The following is a 23,864-nucleotide window of genomic DNA, read 5'->3' on the forward strand; positions in this document are numbered from 1 at the left end:
GGCAGTGAGATTGATAATACCGAGAGCTTGTGAAAGTTCCATTTAAAAAGGGTCCATGTTGTGCATGAACCCTTTTTACACGAGCCACCGGATCGGTCAACTGATCCTTAAACGATCGGCATTAGCCGATTGGCACCTTTTTTTTGGCTACTTCTGGGCAGCCTTTTCAGCTCTCTGGCGTCTGAGTTCTTTCGGATCGGCGATCAGAGGTCGATAAATTTCCACCCTGTCACCATCATTAACCGTATCGGTGAGTTTTACCGGACGGCTAAAAACTCCTACTTTGTTCTTTGTCAAATCGATATCCGTGCGCAGTTCGAGAATTCCCGACTCGGCAATTGCCTGCTCAACAGTGCTGCCTTGTGCCAGTCGCACCTTGAGCAAGTATTGCTTTTCCGGTAGCGCGTAAACGACTTCGACCTTAATTTCAGGCGACACTGTAGACCTCTTTGGCGCGAACGGTAAACGCCTGAACCATATTCCCCGCAAGTTCCTTGAAGATACGGCCAAACGCCAGTTCGATCAGTTTGTTAGTAAATTCAAAATCAAGCTGGAACTCGATACGGCATGCTTCAGCGCTCAGCGGCGTAAACTTCCACCCCCCCATCAATGACTTAAATGGACCATCGACAAGATGCATCAGAATGCTTTGATTGCTTGTAAGCGTATTGCGCGTAGTGAAGGTCTTGCTGATACCTGCCTTAGAAACATCTACCGCCGCCGTCATCTGATCATGCGACGCGTCAATCACCCGGCTGCCTGTGCAACCTGGTAAAAAATCTGGGTAAGATTTCACATCGTTCACTAATTGATACATCTGCTCCGCGCTGTAAGGCACTAGCGCAGTACGGGTAATCTGAGGCATAGCATTTCCTGAGAGTCACAAAACGGGCAAATAATAACATTTATCATCACGCAAAGAAAAACTCTTAGGCTAGAGCCGTGCTAAGATATGCCTTCATCCTCGCAGCGAAGCGGGGTGTATTTGAACTCCTGGATTACTTATACTGAGCAGCACTATGACAAAGAAAAAAGCATTCAAACCAGGTTCAGCCACCATTGCGCAAAACAAACGCGCCCGCCATGAATACTTTATCGAAGATGAGTTTGAAGCGGGCCTCGTGCTACAAGGCTGGGAAGTAAAATCGCTACGTGCAGGGAAAGCCAACATCGGTGACAGCTACGTCATTTTGGTCGATGGCGAAGCCTTCCTGTTTGGCGCAAACTTTACCCCGTTAAACGTGGCATCAAGCCATGTGGTCTGTGACCCTACGCGTACCCGTAAACTCCTGCTTAACCAACGTGAGCTGGATAATCTTTACGGCCGTATTAACCGAGATGGTTATACCGTTGTAGCGCTGTCGATGTACTGGAAAAACGCCTGGTGTAAAGTAAAAATCGGCGTCGCAAAAGGCAAAAAACAACACGACAAGCGTAATGACCTGAAAGACAAAGAATGGGCGGTGGATAAAGCGCGCATTATGAAACACGCTGGTCGATAATCACGTCTCTAACTCTCAGAAATCTTTACTGGTCCTTGCAGCACAGGGCCAGTACTGTTAACACTTGCTAATGCTTCATTAATAATTCATCTGAAATACATCTTCTACGAAAAAATTAGTTCCGGTAAGCAATCATTTTTTAAAAATAGATTTCTCGGTCTTATTAGAAATGTGCTACTCAGAAAAACCTCAGTATATTTTTCATATTTTCCCTTTCAGTTTTATATATAAATTATAAAAAAAACCGATTCCCAAGAACATCCTTTACTTCAACAAAAAAACAATTAATTACCCGCACACAAATAACCACACCAATACAATGGAAATGATATTATAGATAATGGGACATTAACAAATGGCCATTCACACCTTACAAACATAAATAAATAACTTTAAAATCAACCAAATAACCCACGAAATAACCTATTTTTAGTTATAACAAAAATTCATGGATCATTGACGACTCGTTAGAAAAAAACCTTATTAACCAACTCTAAAATATTTACCCAGGGTCCCTTAATTTGCGCTTTCATGTTTTCCTGTCTATATCTTCATTATCCCCGAATGGAAATGATACAAAAGTATGAATTTTACATTTAAATAAAGTGATAGCCCGGTAGAAAGCAACCACATATCAATAATGTTAGCCGTCAATATTCTGACGTACGGATTCGTTCGCCTTAAATTTTATAAATGCGTGAGATTGCTATAACAATTTGTCTCGGGGAAATCATTTGCAAGATTAAGCATTTCTAAAGTCTACCCCTGTTCACACCGAATGGAGTGATAACAATGCGTTCAATATCAATCATCTCAAAACTTACTGGCGTAACGAACAATGTTGAAGCCTCTGAAATTACGCTAACAGCTCCTTCTATTGTCGAACTTAAAGCCGAACGCTCTGATATTGCCAGCATCGCTCGAACTAACCAGGATATGGTTATCACTCTTCGTGACGGTGAAGTCATTACCGTTAAAAATTTCTATGCTTACGCCGATCAAGGTGGCAACCAACTGGTGCTTGAAGACAGCCATGGTGCCTTGTGGTGGGTACAGGATACAGATTCGGCTTTTCACTTCGAGCATATCAATAGTATTGATGATCTCATGGTTGCCACGGGTGCAGAAAACCATGGTGGTGCCGCTATTTGGCCGTGGGTTTTAGGTGGTGTAGCCATTGCTGGGGGTATTGCTCTGGCCGCAGGTGGTGGTGGTGGTGGCGGTGATTCGGATAACGACGGTGAAACAGGGGGACCGAATCCACCTCCACCGCCGTCGACTGATACCACGCCCCCTGCTGCACCAACAAATTTAAATGTTTCAGCAGACGGTAAAACGATCACCGGCAAAGCTGAACCCGGCAGCACGGTGACAATTACAGATCCCAGTGGTCAAATTATCGGAAAAGGCACCGCTGGCAGCGATGGCACTTTCACTATCCCGCTAAAAAACCCGCAGATCAGCGGTGAAGATCTGACGGCTCATGCTACCGATCCTTCCGGAAACACAGGCCCTGATGCCACGGTCATTGCACCTAATATTCCATTACCGGATGCACCTACACTCACCAATGTGGTGGATGACGTCGCACCAGTACTAAGCAACGTCCCGAAAACTCAATCTACTAACGATAATACCCCAACGCTTCAGGGCACTGGCAAGGCTTGGACCACCGTTCATATTTATGATGGCGACAAAGAAATTGGCACCGCAGTCGTTGATGCTAGCGGCAACTGGAGCTACACCCCAACCACCGCGCTATCTGATGGCTCTCACTCATTTAGTGTTACGGCAACCAATGCCAAGGGTGAAAGTACTCACTCGCCAAGTTACACGATTACCATCGATACCGTAGCACCCGAGTCTCCCGACGTTGATCAGCTACAAGATGATGTCGGTAGTATCAAAGGATCTATCGTTAGCGGTACATATACCGATGAGACAGCTCCAATAATCCACGGCACCGGCGAGGCAGGTGACAAAGTCACCATCTTTGATAACGGCGTTCAGATCGCTCAGATCACGGTTGGCAGTGATGGAAAATGGAGCTTCACCCCAACTAAACCGCTCGCCGACGGCAATCACACCGTCACTCTGATTCAAACCGATCCTGCAGGTAACGTTAGTAAAACAACGACCAGTCCGACATTTATCGTCGACCACACGCCTCCTGATGCTGCCAAAATCACGAATGTGAGCGAGGATGGCACCAAAGTGACGGGAACTGCCGAGCCAGGAACAACAGTTACGATTACAGGTGCCAATAACGTTGTGCTTGGAACCTCAGTAGTGGGTGCCAATGGCAGCTTTACTATTACCCTCACCCCTGCTCAGACGCACGGTGAAACACTCACGGCAAACATTCATGATCGCGCTGGTAATGTCGGGCCAGATACCAACTTTGATGCATCTAACTCCCATTTTCCAACCGTGCCAGTACTGGTTACCGTTGCTGACGATGCAGGAACAATTACCGGCAACCTAACAAACGGCCAGGCTACAGACGATAAAACCCCGACGCTAAGCGGAACGGCTGAAGCTGGAACAAAAGTGACCATCTATGACAAAGGTGTAGCGATCGGAAGCACGACGGCTGACGGTACGGGGCACTGGGCATTCACCCCAGCTGCGTTGCCTGATGGCCAACACGTCTTTACTTTAACCGCAACCAACAGCAGTGGCACCAGCGGAACCTCGTCTGGTTTCACCGTTGCAATTGATACAGCAGCCCCCACAGCCCCAACAGATCTGGTTGTTTCAGACGACGGCTCGCATGTCACTGGTAGTGCCGAAGCAGGCAGTACTGTCACCATAACCGATAGTAATGGTGCTCCAATTGGCAGTGCTACAACCGGCGCTGATGGCAAATTTAATGTCACCATCACCCCACCGCAAGTCAACGGTGAAACACTGGAAGCGACGGCTACCGACCCTGCAGGCAACAGTAGTGGGCAAAGCTCCGTCACGGCACCCGATCACACTGCGCCGAGCATCCCGATTATTACCGAGCTATTGGATGACGTAGGCACAATTACGGGACCTATCGCCAATAATGGCGTGACCAATGACACCCGCCCAATGCTTACCGGTACGGGGGAATCGGGCGACACCATTACGATCTTCGACAAAGGAGTACAAATTGGCCAGGTTGCGGTTGGTAATGATGGTAAATGGAGTTTCACACCAGGCACGCCACTGACGGAGAGCGAGCATGCACTGACAGTGCAGCAAAGCGATGCTGCGGGCAATAAAAGCCCGCTCGTCACCGGCCCAACGTTTACGGTTGACCTCACACCACCAACAGCCGCGGTTATCGACAGCGTTAGCCAGAACGGAACAACGGTGACCGGGCATGCCGAGTCGGGCAGCACAATTGCCATTTTTGACGCAAGTAATACGTTGCTGGGTACGGCACTAGTCGGCACCGACGGTACATTTACTGTCAATATCTCTCCTGCGCAGACACACGGTGAATCACTGAGCGCCCATATTCAGGACGCAGCAGGTAACGCCGGACCTGATACGCCTTTTACTGCCTCTAACTCTCAATTCCCAACTGTGCCTGAGTTGGACACCGTTACCGACGATGCCGGAACAATAGCCGGCACGCTAAACAACGGGCAATCAACCGATGATAAAACCCCGACGCTAAGCGGGTTGGCGGAAATAGGAAGTACCGTAACAATCTATGACAACGGTATTTTATCTGGAACCGCGACGGTTAACGGAACTGGCCACTGGAATTACACACCACCAGCAATACTCGACGGCCAACACGTCTTTACTTTAACCGCGACAAATAGCAGCGGTACCAGCGGCGTATCCTCTGCGTTTACCGTTGTCGTTGATACCCTGGCGCCACTAGCGCCAAATGGTATGGATGTCTCGGCCGATGGCACTATCGTCACCGGTAGCGCAGAAGCTGGCAGTACTGTCACCATAACTGACAGTAACGGTGACCCTATTGGTAGTGCTACAGCCGGCACTGATGGCAAATTTAGCGTTACCATCGATCCGCCACAGCTTAACGGGGAAACACTCGGCGCTACCGCAACCGACGCTGCTGGAAATCAAAGTCCTAATGCTACGGTTATTGCAGAAGATCACACCGCTCCACTCGCACCAACCAATTTATTGGTTTCAGCCGATGGCGAACATGTCACAGGTAATGCTGAACCTGGCAGCACGGTCACCGTCAAAGACAGTAAAGGCATGGTATTGGGTACGGGCACGGCTGATGTCAACGGTGACTTTGACGTTACCCCGCTCATGCCTGCGCAACTCAACGGCCAACCGTTGCTGGTTACTGCAACTGATGCCGCTCATAACACCAGCCCAAGTGCTACCGTCGTGGCACAAGACCACACTGCACCTGATGCCCCAACAAATTTACATGTAAATGAAGAAGGGACAGTCGTCACCGGGAGTGCCGAGCCAGGCAGCACCGTTAAGGTTACCGATGCTAACAACGTTGAATTGGGAACTGGTACTGCGGGAGGCGATGGCACGTTTACCGTATCGATTACCCCACCACAAACCAATGGCGAAATACTCGGCGTTTCAGCAACAGATAACGCGGGCAACCTCGGACCTAAAGCACCTGTTGATGCCCCGGACACAACAGCACCATTAGTACCGGTTATCACACACGTTATTGATGATTTTGCCAATCACACGGGTGATCTCACCAGCGGCCAAACAACCAACGACAGCAAACCAGAACTTCAGGGCACAGCCGAAGAAGGCACGACCGTGAAGATCTATGACAACGGCTTATTGTTGGGTAGCACAACCGCAGGTGCCGGGGGCGTGTGGAGTTTTATCCCCACAACTGTACTTTCCCAGGGTTCACACAACCTGACAGTTACTGCAACTGATGCTGGAAATAACACAAGTCCCGCAGCCTCGTTCAACGTGGTTGTCGACACTATCGCGCCGCAGGCACCAACTATTACATTGGTCAACGATGATGTAGGAACAATTACCGGCCCGGTCCTGAATAATGGTTCAACAAACGATCAAACTCCGACGATCACTGGTACCGGTGAACCCGGTTCAATCCTCACTCTTTTAGATGGCACACAACCGCTCATCACGCTGACTGTCGATTCGTCAGGAACATGGAGTTACACCCCAACATTGTTACCTGTTGGTAGCCATACATTTACCGTCGTTGCTGAAGATGCTGCAGGTAATGTCACGAGCCCTTCAGCCGGGTTTACCATTAACGTGGACATTACCCCACCCGCTACCCCTGTCATTAATTCAGTTCAGGATAATATTGGCACGGTCAAAGGGGAGCTGGCCCAAGATAACGCAACCGATGACACCCGCCCACAAGTGAGCGGCACCGGGGATGTGGGTTCGACTATCACTCTGTACGATGGCACGACTCCTGTCGGCAGCGCGACGATAGGAACCGATGGGAAATGGAGCATCACTCCGACGCAGCCATTGAGCGAAGGGCCACATACACTTAATGCTATCGCCACCGATGCTGCAGGCAATGCAAGCCCTGCCGCCTCTTATAACCTGACTGTGGATACAACTGCGCCTGGCGCGCCATTAATTATCAGCGCTCAAGGTGAAATCGCTAATCAGTCAGCGCCACTGGTCAACGGGGGCAGCACGCAAAACGGAACCCCGACGCTCACCGGTAGTGGCGAACCAGGGGCAACAATCAATATTTATGATAACGGTGGTACCACGCCGATTGGTACGGTGACTGTTCCTGCTGGCGGCACATGGACATTTACACCTTCACCAGCGTTGAGCGAAACCTCACATACCCTGACCGCCGTTGCGACCGATCCTGCGGGCAACGTCGGTCTGCCTTCAGCTGGCTTCACACTGACAGTTGACTCAACAGTGCCAGCCACTCCGGGCATCCCGGTGGTCACTGACGACCAGGCCCCCGTTCTGGGCAATATCAGTAATGGTGGCAGCACCAACGACACCACACCAACCATCTCAGGAACAGGGAGTGTGGGCGATACCATCACCATTCGCGATAATGGCTCAGACATTGGCACGACGACTGTCAGGGCGGATGGTTCCTGGAGCTTTACGCCGCAAACGCCTATCTCCGGGCAAAACCATTCAATTAGTGTTATCGAATCTGATGCTGCGGGTAACAAAAGCCTGCCGTCTGGCTCGGTTGCTTTCACCCTGGATACCGCAGCATCCGCTGCCCCAACCATCGTCTCTGCTGACGATAACGTCGGCCCAGTCCAGGCTTCGCTGTCAACCGGAGGAGTGACAGACGACAACACGCCGACATTCCATGGCACTGGTGTAGATGGCGATACCATTACGTTGTATAGCGGCAGCACAGTTATCGGGACCACAACGGTATCTGGCGGAACATGGACGATTACAACAACAACGCTTCAGGACGGTCAGCAGAAAATTACTGCAACGGCAACCGATGCTGCAGGTAACATCAGCCTTTCTTCCGCAGACTTTACGTTGACGGTCTACACCACGCCGCTCACCGCCCCGGTTGTGACAGAAGTTGTTGATAATGTCGGTACGATTCAAACGCCATTGGTGAATGGCAGCTATACCGACGATACGACTCCGACATTCAAAGGTACAGGCACTGCTGGCAGTACCGTTTCTATTTACGACAACGGTGGAACCACGGCAATTGGCACCGCAATTGTGGGTACAGACGGCACCTGGACCATCACGCCAACGACAGCACTCCCGACAGGCGTAAGCGATCATACGTTTACCTTTAGTGCTACCGATGCTGTCGGGAATACGGTGGCATCAACGAACCCCATTCTTTTACACATTGATACTGTTGCGCCATTGGCTCCAACTGTTTTAGTCCCTGGTGACACAGTTGTCAGCGGTACTGCCGAAGCTGGCAGTACTGTCATCATCAGGAACAGTACAACGGAACTGGGCCGTGGCATCGCTGATGCCGATGGAAAATGGGCTATCACTTTGTCGCCTGCCCAGTTACCAGGCACCGCGCTGGTCGCTATAGCGCAGGATGTTGCAGGAAACCAAAGCCCATCAGCAAACTTTAATGCAACTCTCTCACTCGCCCTTCAACCACCAACCATTGACCATGTTGTGGATAACGTAGGTACCGTTAGCGGAGATATCGCCAACGGAAAAACAACCGATGACACCACGCCGACACTGAGTGGCTCAAACGCTGCATCTCTCGCAACTGTTCATATCTTTGTTGATGGAACAGAAGTTGCCACCGTGATCGCCGATCCTTTAGGCGCATGGAGCTACCAGATCCCAGCAGCGCTGGCCCAAGGCTCGCATACCTTTGCCGTCAGCCAGACCTTTGCCGCTCAGACCAGCAACCTGTCGCCAGCCTTTACCGTCATCGTAGATACAGCCGCACCGACGATTCCGGTTATCACTACCGTCACCGACGATGTAGCCCCAATTACTGGAACCGTTAACAGCGGCCAGGCCACCAACGATCCTCGCCCAACGATCACAGGCACCGGTGAGGTTGGTTCAACTATCACGATCCTTGATAATGGCACGCCGATCGGTACCGCCGTAGTCGGCACTGGGGGGACATGGACCTTCACGCCGACAACCGATTTGGACCAGGGCTTGCATCCGATAACCATCACTTCAACTGATGCGGCCGGTAATGTCAGCGCACCTTCTGCTGGCTTCTCGGTAAACGTTGATACGCTCACAACAGCGCCTGTGATCAGCAGTGTCACTGACAACGTAGGAACACCTGCTCCAGTCATTTCTGGCGTACCGACCAATGACAACACACCAACCTTTACTGGAACAGCCGAGCCGAATTCCACTATCACCATTAGTGAAAACGGTAAGGTTATCGGTACTGCCCTGGTTGATAGCACAGGTAACTGGAACTTCACCCCGAACCCAGCGCTAACTGATGGCAGCCACAATCTGACCATTATCACCACGGATGCAGCGGGCAACGTCAGCACGGCAACCACCTTTAATGCCGTCATTGATACAGCATCTCCGGTGGTGCCTGCCATTACTTTGGTTGTAGATGATCAGACTCAAGTAGGTGTCGACAACCCTCTGACCAACGGTCAACTCACCAAAGATACACAGCCTGCCATCAGCGGCACCAGTGAAGCGAACGCGATAATCACGATCAAAGATGGCACTACCGTCCTCGGCACGACCACCGCAAGTCCAACCGGTGACTGGTCATTCACACCAGACAGTGGGCACGCACTCGGCCAGGGCAGCCATAACCTGACCGTCACCGCCACTGACGCGGCAGGAAATATCAGTAACCCATCTTCGGTCTTCACGGTCGTTGTAGATTCCGTAGCCCCAACCGCACCATTAATTGTTACGGTTACCGACAACACCGCGCCAAATATTGGGCCGATCACCAGTGGCCAGCCGACCAACGAGACGCGCCCTGCTATCACCGGTTCGGGAGAAGTGGGTTCTACCATCAAAATTTACGATGGCAGTAACCCTACTCCGCTTGGCACCGCAACTGTTGGCTCTGGTGGCACCTGGAGCTTTACCCCACCAACAGCGTTAAGTAGCGGTTCACATAATCTGACCGTGACCGCAACAGATGCCGCAGGCAACGTAAGTGCGCCATCGGCCATCTTTAACGTGGTGGTTGATTTGGCCGCACCGGGTACTCCTGCTATTACCAATATTGCAGACGATGTGGGTACTGAAAAAGGTGATTTAACCAACGGCCAATCCACTGATGACACCCTGCCACTGATCAGCGGAACAGCGGAAGCGGGTACCACTATTACCATTTACGACAACGGCAGCATAATCGGCACTGTTAACGCCAGCGCCACAGACGGCACATGGAACTTTACGCCACCAGTGGGTTCACCACTGACTAACGGCAACCACGCATTTACCGTCACCGCAACGGATAGCGCGGGCAACGTCAGCTCACTGTCTAATACTTTCAATATCGTCGTCGATACGGCTGCACCAACGGCACCGATTGTTATTCAGGCGTTTGATGATGTCGGCCCGGTCACCGGCGCACTGGTCAATGGGCAGTCGACCAACGACAACACGCCGTTGCTGAGCGGGACGGCAGAAGCCAACTCGATAGTGAGTATTTCCGACAATGGCGTGTTTCTCGCCACAGTTACTGCCAGCCCGACGGGCACCTGGAGCTATACACCACCAGCCCGGCTCGATGGAGAACATGTCTTTACGGCAACATCCACTGATGCAGCGGGTAATATCGGGGCAGTCTCTGGCAGCTTTACGCTGACTATCGATACCAGCACACCGGTAACGCCTGCGCTGTCAACTGTGTATGACGATGTGGCAGGCGGCGCCTTTAACGCCAACCTCACGAATGGGCAAGTCACTAACGATGCGCGCCCAACGATCAGCGGCACGGGTGAAGTGGGCACAACCATTACCATCCTCGATGGTGGCACACCGATTGGCACTGTAACGGTTCCTGCTGGCGGTAACTGGACGTTTACTCCGACCACTCCGCTTGCCGCGGGCTTACATACGTTCACCATCACCGCCACGGACGCTGCGGGTAACGTCAGTACCGCATCAGCAGGGTTTGCGATAACGGTCGATACCACCCCGCCAACGACACCAGTTATCACTTCGATTGTTGATGATGTAGCAGCAGGGGTATTTAACAACCCTCTCGCCAACAACCAGGCAACCAATGACAGTCGGCCAACACTTAACGGTACGGCTGAAGCCGGATCGACCGTCGCTATTTATGACAAAGGTGTATTTGTTACCAACGTCACCGCCAGCGGCACCGGCGCGTGGGCTTATACCCCAACGCAGCCACTGTCCGAAGGAAGCCACTCATTTACCGTTACCGCAACTGACCTTGCGGGCAACACCAGCGCCCTTTCGCAGTCGTCATCGATTGTGGTTGATACCACAGCGCCGGGTGCACCAACTGGATTAGCCGTTAACGCGACAGGCACGACCGTAACAGGGACTGCTGAAGCGGGTAGCACGGTGACCATTACCACCAGCGGCGGAACCGTCCTCGGAACAGCAACAGCTGACGGTACAGGTAGCTTCAGCGTGGCAATTACGCCTGCGCAAACCAACTCACAGGCTCTGCTTGCCTTTGCCCAGGATGTCGCGGGTAACGTCGGTACTTCTGCAGGATTTACTGCGCCAAATACCGCATTACCTGGCGTGCCGGTGATCACCAGCATCCTGGATGATGCAGCGCCTGTGACCGGAACCGTGGCTAACGGGCAAAGTACCAACGATGCCACGCCAACTATCAACGGAACGGCTGATATCGGTGCAACCGTAAACATCTATAACAATGGCGTATTGATGGGCAGCACCGTTGCGACGAACGGGACCTGGAGCTATATCCCATCTGCACTGACCGAAGGTTCACACAACTTCACGGCCACCGCGACCAACGTTAACGGCACCGGTAGCCCGTCCGCCCAGGTCACCGTCATCGTTGACACCATCGCACCGCTGGCACCAACCGCGACCGTCAGTGTCGATGGCAATACGATAAGCGGCACCGCCGAACCCAACAGCACCGTCACTGTCACTCTGGCAGACGGCGTCACCACCATCACGGCGACCACCAACGGTAGCGGTGCCTGGACGGCTCCGCTCACCACGCGCCAGATTGACGGTGAAATTCTTTCCATCAAAGCCACGGATGCAGCAGGCAACGTATCGCCGGTCATTACGGCGACCGCGCCGGATCTGCCACTGGCCGCCAATGACAACGTTATCGATTTGGCACTGAGCAGCACTGCGACTGTCTCGCCACCGGTCCATTACAACGACTATGGCGTTCTGTTAGTCGGTGCGCTGGGCAACTCAGTACAGGTGCTCGGCAGTGACACGGCGCAGGTCCAGTTTAACGTTGGCGCAGGAACCGGGAATATCACGATTGAAGCTGCCGCAACCGGCATAGTGCTGACGCTGCTCAATTCGCTGGAAGTGGCCGTTCAACGGTTCGATTCCGGCACCGGTACATGGACCACTGTTTACGACTCATCGCAGGCACAATTTGCCAACCTGTTAACCATTGGGGCCAGCGGCATTACGTTCAAAATCGATAACCTGCCTGAAGGCACTTATCGTGTGCTGAGTTACAACACTAATCTTCTGGCGACCGGTTCACTAACCAGTCTCGACGTCGCCGTTGAGCAAGTTGGCCCGGGTGTTGTGACGGGTGAAACATCGCATCAGGGGAATGTCATAACAGATATCGACCCGAGCGGTGGGCAGGATACCGCACCGGCAGGTACGGTTGTCACATCGGTCACTAACGCGCAGGGGCAAGTATTGGCTGTTGGCGCGAGTGGCGCTGATATCAATGGGTTGTACGGTACTCTGCATATCAACCAGAACGGCAGTTACACCTACACGTTGAATAACACCACGGCGGCAGTACTCGGGCACACCGAAAACTTCAACTACACCATCTCCCAAAACGGTATCAGCGACACCGCTCAGTTGGTGGTCACACTCGGTAATGGCGCGCCAGCCAGCAGCGTAACGGCAACGGATAACACCGCGGCACTGACCTACAGCACCGATGTGGAAGCGGTAAACCACGGCGCATCGCAGCAAAGTGGCTTCTCGGTGGTTTCTGTTGGGCTGGGGAATGTGCTGAACGCGGACGTGCTGGCCAATATGGCTAACCCGATTATCTTTGATGTCGATGATGGCTCCACGCGCACCATGACGTTACAGGCCAGTGTTGGCGGGGTGGCCTTACTGTCTACCTTCGATTTGTATATCTACAAATTCAACGACGTCACCCAGCAGTTTGAACAGTACCAGGTACAAAAAACCTGGCTTACTGCCCCGCTGCTGGGCGGTACATCGGGGCAATTAACGTTAACGCTACCGGGCGGTGAATATCTGTTCCTGCTCAATAACGCCAGTGGCGTGTCGGTGCTGACGGGCTATACGCTGAATATCCTGCAAGATCATACGTATGCTGTGGAAAGCCTAAGCGCCACGACGAACGGTAACGTCATGCAGGATGATATTTCCCCCGTGGGTAGCCATATCACCCAGGTGAACGGCGTTTCCATTGCCGCAACAGGAACGACAACAATCAATGGCGAATATGGAGTACTGACCATTGATGCCAACGGCAACTACACCTACAAACTGAATGCGGGTGTCGGCGCTGACAGCATCAAAACACCGGACAGTTTTGTCTACACGGTCACCGCACCAAATGGCGACACCGACACCGCATCGCTGAACGTCACGGCGACGCCGACGCCGGTTAATGCGATTGACGATATCAGCACGGCGATGCTCATCAACACCGCACAAACCACCGCCAGCTACTCCGATACCACGGTGGGTTCAGCGTCGTGGCAGGCAAAACTGCTGGCTTCATCATCCGGTAGTGGCTCAGGGACTTTCGTCGTCGGCACCAACGATGTTCTGCACAACCCCGCTTTGCACTTTACCGTGCAATCGGTGTTGTCACTGGGCGGTTTAAATGTTGACTGGAATATCACCAACAGCGCAGGAACCGTGATAAGAAGCGGCACAATCAGTGGCGGTCTGTTATTAGGCGGCGTGGCAGACATTAACCTGGCCGGGCTGGATCTGCAGGCTGGCACCTATACGCTGAACTACACCGGGAGTATGGGGGCACTGGCGGCAGGCCAGGTCACCATAACCCCAACCGTCACCGGTACCACCATTGATCTGGATAATTATCTAACGCAGGGCGTCAGTACCGTCCACGGCAATTTGTACGATGGCACAGACTCTTCCGGTGCGATTGACCAGTTGGGTACCGTTCACACGTTGCTCAGTATTACTGGCTTCAACGGCACGACCACTACGCTTAACCCACTGACCAACAGCAGCGCCACCGCCACGATTCAGGGGCATTACGGCACGCTGCAAATCGGCATCGACGGAGCGTATACCTACACGCTTAACAACGGGATTAACCCGGCGTCGATAACGACCAAAGAAACGTTCACCTACACCCTGAATGACCAGAACGGCCATTCCGACAGCGCCACGTTAACCATCAACATGAACCCGCAGTTTGTCAGCACCGCGCAAAGCGATGTGATAACCGGCTCGGCCTATGGCGACACGCTGGTTTATCACCTGCTAAACAGCGCAAATTCGACGGGTGGCAATGGTGCTGATACCTGGAAGGACTTCCATATGGCGGATGGCGACAAAATCAATATCCACGACCTGCTTACCGGCTGGAACCCGGCAACATCCAATATCGCTAACTATCTGAGCGTCAGTTACAACGGTACCAGCACGGTTATCTCTATCGACCGCGACGGTACAGGTGCAACGCACAACCCAACCCAACTGGTCACACTGGAGAGCACACACGTCACGCTCGATGAGCTGGTGCAGCAGAACCACATTATTACCTGATAGCCAGGAATAACCCGGGCGCAAAGACGCCCGGGAAAATGGTGGATTAATGTTCGTGGCATACCAAAAAAACAATAGCTATACCCAAAATAATTTGAGTTGTAGGCAGGCGGCAAGCGCGTGAGTCCCCAGGAGCATAGATAACTATATGACTGGGGCGAAGGCGAGCAGCCAACGCACCAACAACTTGAAGTATGAAGGGTATACATTTAATAGGGATAAATTATGGGAAGATTACAGCCTGTCGCTCTATGGCTGGCATGCAGCCTGTGTGTAGCCCAGACGTATGCCGATGATACTCAACAATTCATTACGCCTGAGGGACTTGCTCAACAGCATGAACTCCCCTCTCTTGACGGCTCTTCTTCTCTGCCGCTAAACGCCCCTGCTCCCGGCACACTCACCCTCAACGATGCGGTTAATCGCGCGGTGACCTGGCACCCAAGCATTCATGAAGCCATCGGCAAACTCGCCGGGCAGTCGGAACAAGTCAACGTCGCAAAATCAAAATACTATCCGCAGGTTACGGCGGGCATGAACAATGGCTACAGTAACGGCTACACCGACAGCGGATTTAGCCCGTCGCTGGTGCTGTCGGTTTCGCAGATGCTCTATGACTTCGGCAAAGTCTCAAGCCAGGTGCGCGCCGAAAGCGCGGGCGTTGCGCAGGAACAGGCGAACGTGCTGGTGAGCATTGATAACGTCGGCCACGATACCTCCGTCGCCATGGTTCAGGTGCAGATGTGGCAGCAAATGGTCGATATTGCCAAAGAACAGTTAGATGCCTTGAGCGCGATAGGCCATTTAACCCAGCAGCGTAACGATGAAGGTGCCACGTCAATGTCAGACGTGGTGCAAACCAATGCCCGTATTGAGTCCGCGCGTTCACAATTGATTCAATATCAGGCCAATCTCGACAGCTCCCAGGCCACATTAATGAGCTGGTTGGGATGGAATAGCCTCAACGGTATCAGCAACGAATTCCCCGATAAGCTCGGCAAAAGCTGCGATGTTGCCAAACCGGACGACCGCTTAGTACCTGCCGTTCTGGCGTCCTGGGCACAGGCAAGTGTTGCGCAGGCGAATCTCGATTATGCCAACGCGCAAATGACACCGACGATTTCTCTCGAACCGCAGGTTCAGCACTATCTGAATGATAAATACGCCAGCCACGAAGTGTTGGATCGCACCCAATACTCCGCGTTTATCAAAGTGGAAATGCCGCTTTACCAGGGTGGTGGACTCACGGCACGGCGCAATGCCGCAAGCCATGCGGTTGAAGCGGCGCAATCTGGCGTTCAGCGCACACGCCTTGATATTCGCCAGAAGCTTATGGAATCGCGTAGCCAGGCTCTTGGCCTGATGGGGGCAATTCAGGTTTTACAACGCCAGGAAGAGTTGAGTGCGCAGACGCGCGAGTTGTACCAACAACAATATCTCGGTTTAGGCTCGCGCCCATTGCTTGATGTGCTCAATGCCGAACAGGAAGTCTTCCAGGCGCGTTTCGCTCAGCAGCAGACACTCAGTCAACTTCATCAATTGCAGCTCAACTGCCTGTATAACAGCGGCCGGTTACGCAATGCATTTGGTCTGGAACATCGCACCATCCAGTCACTGGAGATCCAGCCATGAGCAACATCCCCCCACCCGTTGATGAACGACTTACCGAACAAGCACTGAGCAACTGGGCGCATGCCATCAGCCATGTTGCTGCTCACTATCGCGTTGTATGTTCGCCAGGCACTATTCAGGCTAACGCGCCGTGGTTTAAAGATAAGGGCCTGCTTTCGGCCCTGACACAGTTATCACGCCAGGCGGGGCTCTCTTTTCATCTATTAAGCGCCCCTGAACTCGCTATCGCGCAATGGAGACTGCCCGTTATCGTGGACTTAAAAAATGGGCAACTGGCGGTTATTGAACATTTTGACGGTGAGGATACCGTTGATATCTGCGTGATTGATAACGAACGCCAGACCAACCGGGTGGCACTCAGTGAACTCCTGCCGCAAATCCGCTTTGTTGCCGCCCTGCGCCCACTTTCGGCATTAAAAGATAGCCGTGTAGATGCGTATATTTCGCGCTTTAGTCCGGACTGGCTAAAACAATTGGTGATGCAAGATTGGCGGCCCTACGGCCCGGTGATGTTCGCGGCGTTCCTCGTCAACGTGTTGTCGCTTTCGGGCATTATCTTCTCGATGCAGGTCTACGACCGGGTGATCCCCGCGCAATCTTATCCGACCCTTTATGTGCTCGCCTCCGGTGTGATGCTGGCGGTGGTATTTGGTTTTTTACTGCGCGTGGCTCGTGGCCATATTATGGATGTACTCGGCAAACGTGCAGATATGCGCGTTTCTGACCGCGTTTTCAGCCATGCGCTGCGCCTGCGTAACAGCGCGGTTCCCCGATCCACCGGCAGCTTTATTTCTCAGCTTCGCGAGCTAGAACAGATCCGCGAAATGATCACATCGTCGACGATCTCGACGATCGTCGACTTACCGTTCTTTTTCATGTTTATCATCGTTCTTGCGATCATCGCGCCACAACTGGCGTGGATAGCCCCCGTCGCTGCTGTTCTGATGGTGTTACCAGGCATTCTGCTGCAAAAAAAATTGGCCATGCTTGCCAACCAGTCGGCGCATGAATCCACCTTACGCAATGCGGTATTGGTAGAGAGTGTGCAAGGGTTGGAAGATATAAAACTAATGCAGGCGGAAAACCGCTTTTTGCAGCAGTGGAACAGCTACATCCGCATTACGGCGGAATCCGGTCTGCGCACTCGCCAACTCTCACAAGGTTTGATTAGCTGGGGAATAACCATTCAAAGCCTGGTGTATGCGGCGGTGATTCTGTTTGGCGCGCCGCTGGTCATTGAAGGCGATATGACAACCGGTGCAATGGTTGCCGCCTCTATGCTCGCGTCACGCATGATCGCGCCTATGGCAAACCTGTGCGGCGTGCTCGCTCGCTGGCAACAAGTCAAAGCCGCGAAACAAGGGCTGGACAGTATTATGCAGTTGCCTGTGGAAACTCAGCGCGACGAAAGCCTCGTTCACCAGGATATCTTTCACGGCCATTACCTGTTTGAAAACGCGCAGTTTCGCTACCACAGCGACGACCAACGCATTCCTCTACGCATCACTCGTTTAGAGATCCAACAAGGTGAAAGAGTGGCAGTATTGGGCCGTAACGGCGCGGGTAAATCCACGCTCTTGCAGGCTTTAGCTGGCGGCGTCGATTTAGTCAGTGGAGACGTGCGCCTCGACAATCTGAGCATGACGCAAATTGATATGGCTGATTTGCGGCGCAATATCGGTTTCCTGAGCCAGAACGCTCGGCTGTTTTACGGCACGCTACGTGAAAACCTTACCCTTGGCGCACCTCATGCCAGCGATGAAGCCATCTTCGAGGTGCTTGAAATTAGCGGCGCAGGCAACTTTGTTAAGCACCTGCCAAAAGGGCTCGACCACGCCATTATGGAAGGCGGCACCGGGCTGTCGGGCGGCCAGCGTCAGTCAATCCTGTTGGCCCGCATGTTATTACGCTCACCCAATATTGTGTTGCTCGATGAGCCCACAGCTTCCCTTGATGACCATACCGAACGCGAATTTATTCAGCGCCTGGGGCAATGGCTCGGTAATCGCACATTGATAGTCGCCACACACCGGGTGCCGATGCTGGAGTTGGTAGAACGTGTACTGGTTCTGAAGGAAGGACAACTGGTGATGGATGCACCAAAGGCGCAGGCACTGAGTAACAGCCGCGCCGCCGCGCAAGCAAACGGACGGGAGTGGAAAAATGAAAACCAGTCAGCGTGATGTCGCCATCGACGACCCCGATATTCAGCGGGAAAGTGAGTTTTCCGGTGCAAGCCGCATTATCACCCTCAGCGTTTTACTGTTTATATTGCTCGGCGTCTGGGCATGGTTTGGCACCCTTGATGAGGTTTCGACGGGGACAGGGAAAGTCGTCCCCAGTTCACGCGAACAAATACTCCAGTCGCTCGACGGCGGTATTGTCACCGAAGTGTTAGTACATGAAGGCGACAAAGTTCAGGCTGGGCAAATTGTTGCCCGGCTTGACCCCACCCGTTCAGAGTCAAATGTTGGCGAAAGTGCCGCACGTTATCGCGCATCGCTTGCCTCCAGCGTGAGACTTAATGCGGAAGTGAGCGATCTCCCGCTGGTCTTCCCTGATTCTCTCAAAGCCTGGCCGGACCTCACCGCTTCTGAAATGCGCCTGTATAAAAGCCGCCGCGCACAACTCAATGACTCTACAGCGGATATACAAGATGCGCTGGTGTCGGTTAACAAAGAGCTGGCGATAACTCAGCGCCTGGCAAAAAGCGGTGCCGCCAGTAATGTAGAAGTGCTGCGCCTCCAGCGGCAAAAAAGCGACCTGCAACTGAAAATCACCGACCTGCGCTCACAATATTATGTGCAAGCGCGCGAGGCGCTTTCCAAAGCAAACGCCGAAGTCGACATGCTATCTGCCATTATCAAAGGCCGGGAAGATTCGGTTAGCCGTATGACCGTGCGCTCGCCGATGCGCGGTATCGTAAAAAATATCCAGGTGACAACCATTGGCGGCGTAATCCCCCCCAACGGGGAAATGATGGAAATCGTCCCGATTGATGACCATCTACTGATTGAGGCTCGTCTCTCCCCGCGCGACATTGCTTTTATCCACCCGGGCCAACGCGCGCTGGTAAAAGTCACCGCCTACGATTACGCCATTTACGGCGGCTTAGAAGGCGAGGTGGAAACTATCTCCCCGGATACCATTCAGGACAAAGTTAAGCCTGAAATCGTCTACTACCGGGTATTTATACGCACCCAACAGGACTACCTGGTGAACAAAGCCGGACACCATTTTTCAATTTCGCCAGGTATGGTCGCCACCGTCGACATCAAAACAGGGCAAAAAACCATCGTCGATTACCTGATTAAACCCTTTAACCGCGCCCGGGAAGCTCTGCGCGAGCGTTAAGAGGGATGAGGGGTAGTCAGTGAAGCTACAACTCTGTTATACTTACAAAACACTTGTGGGGCTGATTCTGGATTCGACGGGATTCGCGAAACCCAAGGTGCATGCCGAGGGGCGGTTTGCCTCGTAAAAAGCCGCAAAAAAATAGTCGCAAACGACGAAAACTACGCACTAGCAGCTTAATACCCTGCTTAGAGCCTTCTCTCCCTAGCTTCCGCTCTTAAGACGGGGATCAAGAGAAGTCAAACCCAAAAGAGATCGTGTGTAAACCTTGCCTGGGGTTGAAGCACTAAAACTAATCAGGATAGTTTGGTAATGGCGTGTCTACCCGCAGTTGCCCGGCGAATGTAAAGATAGACTAAGCATGTAGTACCGACGGCGTAGTAATTTCGGACGGGGGTTCAACTCCCCCCAGCTCCACCAAAATCTTCAATCGATGATTACCAGAGTCATCCGATTAAGTCTAAAGAGCCCGCATGGCACAAGCCCTGCGGGCTTTTTTGTGCCTTCAATTTGTCCTGGGAAGTCTGAAGCAAACTAATTAAATCCGAACCTTTTAGGCACCTTGTTAGGCACCTCATAAAGCATTATTGTTTTTGAGGTGCCTAAAACTATGGAAACCCGGCAATGGCAAGACAAACCAAACCTTTATCAGTCAAAGAAATCGAATCCGCCAAACCCAAGGAAGCGGACTACGTTCTCTATGATGGCGATGGCCTTGAGCTACTCATCAAATCAAGTGGCAGTAAAATCTGGCAGTTTCGCTACATTCGTCCTGTCACCAAGAAGCGGGCGAAGAAGAGCATTGGCCCCTATCCGTCAGTCACACTTGCCGATGCTCGAAGCTACCGGGCAGAGGCTCGCGTTCTCCTCGCAAAACAAATCGATCCTCAGGAGCATCAGCAAGAACAACTCCGCAGTTCGCTTGAAGCCAAAACCAACACTTTCCAACTCGTAGCTGAACGTTGGTGGAATGTGAAGAAAACCAGTGTGACCGAGGACTACGCAGAAGATATCTGGCGCTCGCTGGAGAGAGATGTTTTACCAGCGATTGGCGATATCAGTATTACAGATATTAAAGCCCATACTCTGGTTCAGGCAGTTCAACCGGTTCAGGCCAGAGGAGCACTGGAAACCGTCCGTCGCCTGTGCCAACGAATCAATGAGGTCATGGTTTATGCTCAAAACACAGGTCTGATTGATGCTGTCCCCAGTGTCAATATTGGCAAGGCATTTGAGAAGCCTCAGAAAAAGAACATGCCAAGTATACGTCCACACCAGCTACCGCAACTCATGCAGACCATGCGTACCGCCAACATTATCCTACTGATCTGCCCCCAGGATTAGATACAACCTTCAGTTAGTAATGTCGGTTGGTTTTTCTTCATATTTCCCGTTTCGCCAGCCAGCTGCAAATTCAGCTGGAGTCTGGTAATTCAGCGATGAATGAGGACGGCACTCGTTATAATCTTGTCGCCAGTTATTAATGATTTTCCTGGCGTGAACAATATCGCTGAACCAGTGCTCATTCAGGCATTCATCGCGAAAGCGTCCGTTAAAACTCTCAATAAATCCGTTCTGGGTCGGCTTGCCCGGCTGGATAAGTCGCAGCTCCACGCCATGCTTAAAGGCCCATTGATTCTATGCGCGGCAGGTAAATTCCGGCCCCTGATCGGTTCTTATCGTCGCCGGATAGCCGCGAAACAGTGCAATGCTGTCCAGAATACGCGTGACCTGCACGCCTGAAATCCCGAAAGCGGCGGTAATCGTCAGGCACTCTTTCGTGAAATCATCCACGCAGGTCAGACACTTGATCCTGCGACCGGTGGCCAGTGCGTCCATGACGAAATCCATCGACCAAGTCAGGTTCGGCCCATCTGGGCGCAGAAGGGGAAACCGCTCGGTCGCCAGCCCTTTACGATGTCGTCTGCGTTTTACGCTCAGGCCGTTAAGGTGGTAAATGCGGTATACCCGCTTGTGATTGACGTGAACGCCCTCCCGACGCAGTAACTGCCAGATGCGCCGGTAACCAAAACGCCTGCGTTCAAGCGCCAGTTCAGTGATGCGCCCTGATAAATGCGCATCCGACGCCGGACGCTGCGCTTCATAGCGGCAGGTCGACAGGGACAAACCTGTCAGCCTGCAGGCACGACGTTGCGACAGACCGGTCGCTCCACACATCAACTCCACGGCTTACCGCTTCTGGTCTGTCGTCAGTACTTTCGCCCAAGAGCCACCTGAAGCGCCTCCTTATCGAGCATGGCTTCGGCGAGCAGCTTCTTGAGTCGGGCGTTCTCTTCTTCAAGCGACTTCAGGCGCTTAACCTCAGGCACTTCCATACCGCCATACTTCTTACGCCATGTGTAAAACGTGGCATCGGAAATGGCGTGCTTGCGGCAGAGCTCACGGGCAGATACCCCGGCTTCAGCCTCGCGGAGAATACTGATGATCTGTTGGTCGGAAAAACGCTTCTTCATGGGGATGTCCTCACGTTGCAGATGAAGACATTACTAACATCGGGGTGTACTAATCAATGGGGAGCAGGTCAATTGAGCTTAACAAGTGGTTTCGTTCCAGTGAACGGAAGCCTCTGACCATAGGGGGATATGGAGTAATCGTGCTGTACGAAAACGCTAAGTTTCGGATGCAGAAATGCTATAGCCTCGCAATCCGAGGGATAACCAACAACTATTTGGTTAAAAAGCAGTCTTGGTGTGGGTTACTTTCCCTTTCCCAGGCGGACCCCATATAGCCCGCACAAGACTATAGAATGAATGTTCGGCGCTTCTCTGATGAGTACTATTATGCTTTTAGTCTGAGACCACTATTCATAGTTAGCGATCACTTCCACTGATGCGCATGCAGGGCCTGGAGTTACGTCACCATCAGTACGGATATATCGAGCGGCCATCTCAATGGTATTATCCCCCCCGGTAAAGGCATTACCATCAATCGGCGTGGGAGTGGAACGAAACTGAGCATTCAACTCGCTGGCATAAATTGAGTTTGAGATGCCAAAATGTACTGGTTTAGCGGGCTGACCTTCGTTTTGCGACATATAATTCCCCCACGCAAGTTGGATCCCATAGCCCGTTGCGCCAGTTCCGTCGAGAGCAATAATCCCCGTTGCAGCATTAACTATGGCCGTGTAAGGCACAATAGCCAGCTTGACTTGGCCATTTTGCTGGCTGTTTTTCGAAAGAACGGCTGTTGAGGTGCCCGCTCCAAATGGTGATTGCCCGACGTTGTTCATTGCTGTTATGCCGCCATAGCCATGTGCATCCGGGCAAATTAATTTAAAACTTGCCTCTTTCCATGATGAACTTTCATTTTTGACACCCGGATGGTCACCCATTTTAACGATGACATCGCTGCCCTGTATTTCACATGTTCCAGGCTTAAAGATTAGCGTTGCATGTAACTTTCTGGAACTCGTGATGAAATATTGCGCGTTGGAATATACCCTGTCAGTACTGCCGTCAGAATTCACAAAAGTGTAGGGGGGGTTATTCAATACCTGCCCAACAACGGGGCCGTTTACCGATAATGCTCCGGACTGCATAGGAATATTCCCCGGAATTTTCCAAAACTTAATTTTACCGCTCATATACTCGCCGGCATGGCCACTAAGCCAGCCACTCATGGCTAAATTTGGAAAAACCGGGAGTGATGCACCAATGTCGGCACTATAAACAGATATTCCAATCCCGGGAACATCCGTTGGATAAATACGGTCACCCGCAATAGTGTTCACTGGTAAAAGACCCGGTTCGAGGATCGTTTGATATAAATATATGCTTTTTTCGCAGGTGGTGAGATCCTGCCCCAGTGTTACGTTATCCTGCGTATAGATTACTGTATAATCGGGAATCGCCGCTCCAAGAGTAATGGTCACTCCTGGGGGACTTAATTCGAGGCTGGTGTTAATACTTGCCCACGGGTCGTCTGACTGTGAGCAGGTTATTGTCTGGCCGTGTGCAATGGGCGTGAATATGCAAA

The 23,864-nt window shown here is 52.2% G+C and carries 8 protein-coding genes, 1 other RNA gene and 2 pseudogenes; 7 read left to right on the plus strand and 4 right to left on the minus strand.

Annotated elements, in window-relative coordinates:
• Positions 1–147: 147 nt before the first annotated feature.
• Together LVQ76_RS15745 and LVQ76_RS15750 are read right to left on the minus strand one after the other, a co-directional pair.
• Entirely contained in the window at positions 148–438 is a 291-nt protein-coding gene (locus tag LVQ76_RS15745; protein WP_232905254.1) for an RnfH family protein, read from the minus strand.
• Positions 428–865: a type II toxin-antitoxin system RatA family toxin gene (locus LVQ76_RS15750; protein WP_034457334.1), complete on the minus strand. Its 438-nt coding sequence runs from the start codon at positions 863–865 to the stop codon at positions 428–430. The genes LVQ76_RS15745 and LVQ76_RS15750 overlap by 11 nt, the downstream gene beginning before the upstream one ends.
• Before the next feature lie 154 nt (positions 866–1,019).
• Here LVQ76_RS15750 and smpB point away from each other — a divergent pair, with 154 nt between their 5' ends.
• From smpB to LVQ76_RS15785, 7 genes and pseudogenes are all read left to right on the plus strand, one after another.
• The gene (smpB, locus tag LVQ76_RS15755; RefSeq protein WP_064513222.1) at positions 1,020–1,502 is read left to right on the plus strand and encodes an SsrA-binding protein SmpB; all 483 of its coding nucleotides are present in this window, start codon (positions 1,020–1,022) and stop codon (positions 1,500–1,502) included.
• Positions 1,503–2,294: 792 nt separating this feature from the next.
• Positions 2,295–14,882 carry a BapA/Bap/LapF family large adhesin gene (locus LVQ76_RS15760; RefSeq protein ID WP_232922026.1) on the plus strand — a complete coding sequence of 4,196 codons (12,588 nt, stop codon included), beginning with the start codon at positions 2,295–2,297 and terminating at the stop codon, positions 14,880–14,882.
• Positions 14,883–15,107: 225 nt separating this feature from the next.
• A complete protein-coding gene (locus LVQ76_RS15765) occupies positions 15,108–16,514 on the plus strand; it encodes a TolC family outer membrane protein (RefSeq protein WP_232905252.1) in 1,407 nt (468 codons plus the stop codon).
• On the plus strand, positions 16,511–18,697 hold the full coding sequence (locus LVQ76_RS15770) for a type I secretion system permease/ATPase (protein ID WP_232905251.1): 2,187 nt from the start codon (positions 16,511–16,513) through the stop codon (positions 18,695–18,697). The genes LVQ76_RS15765 and LVQ76_RS15770 overlap by 4 nt, the downstream gene beginning before the upstream one ends.
• A 7-nt stretch (positions 18,698–18,704) precedes the next feature.
• Complete coding sequence (locus tag LVQ76_RS15775) at positions 18,705–19,868, plus strand: HlyD family type I secretion periplasmic adaptor subunit (protein ID WP_232866675.1); 1,164 nt, start codon at positions 18,705–18,707, stop codon at positions 19,866–19,868.
• 57 nt (positions 19,869–19,925) lie between these two features.
• Positions 19,926–20,288: a transfer-messenger RNA gene (gene ssrA, locus LVQ76_RS15780) on the plus strand.
• A gap of 204 nt (positions 20,289–20,492) precedes the next feature.
• Positions 20,493–21,191: pseudogene (locus LVQ76_RS15785) on the plus strand (integrase domain-containing protein); the annotation flags it as partial.
• Positions 21,192–21,221: 30 nt separating this feature from the next.
• Here LVQ76_RS15785 and LVQ76_RS15790 read toward each other — a convergent pair.
• Together LVQ76_RS15790 and LVQ76_RS15795 are read right to left on the minus strand one after the other, a co-directional pair.
• Positions 21,222–22,342, minus strand: a pseudogene (locus tag LVQ76_RS15790) (IS3 family transposase).
• Positions 22,343–22,689: 347 nt separating this feature from the next.
• Positions 22,690–23,760, minus strand: coding sequence for a hypothetical protein (locus LVQ76_RS15795; RefSeq protein WP_232922027.1), 1,071 nt, complete (start codon positions 23,758–23,760; stop codon positions 22,690–22,692).
• Positions 23,761–23,864: the final 104 nt, after the last annotated feature.

Source organism: Buttiauxella cochleicola, assembly GCF_021283185.1.
Lineage (GTDB): Bacteria > Pseudomonadota > Gammaproteobacteria > Enterobacterales > Enterobacteriaceae > Buttiauxella > Buttiauxella massiliensis.

Coding starts and splice junctions, on each gene's coding strand:
- LVQ76_RS15765 (WP_232905252.1), top strand. CDS start 15,108: ATGGGAAGATTACAGCCTGTCGCTCTATGGCTGGCATGCAGCCTGTGT.
- smpB (WP_064513222.1), top strand. CDS start 1,020: ATGACAAAGAAAAAAGCATTCAAACCAGGTTCAGCCACCATTGCGCAA.
- LVQ76_RS15750 (WP_034457334.1), bottom strand. CDS start 865: ATGCCTCAGATTACCCGTACTGCGCTAGTGCCTTACAGCGCGGAGCAG.
- LVQ76_RS15770 (WP_232905251.1), top strand. CDS start 16,511: ATGAGCAACATCCCCCCACCCGTTGATGAACGACTTACCGAACAAGCA.
- LVQ76_RS15760 (WP_232922026.1), top strand. CDS start 2,295: ATGCGTTCAATATCAATCATCTCAAAACTTACTGGCGTAACGAACAAT.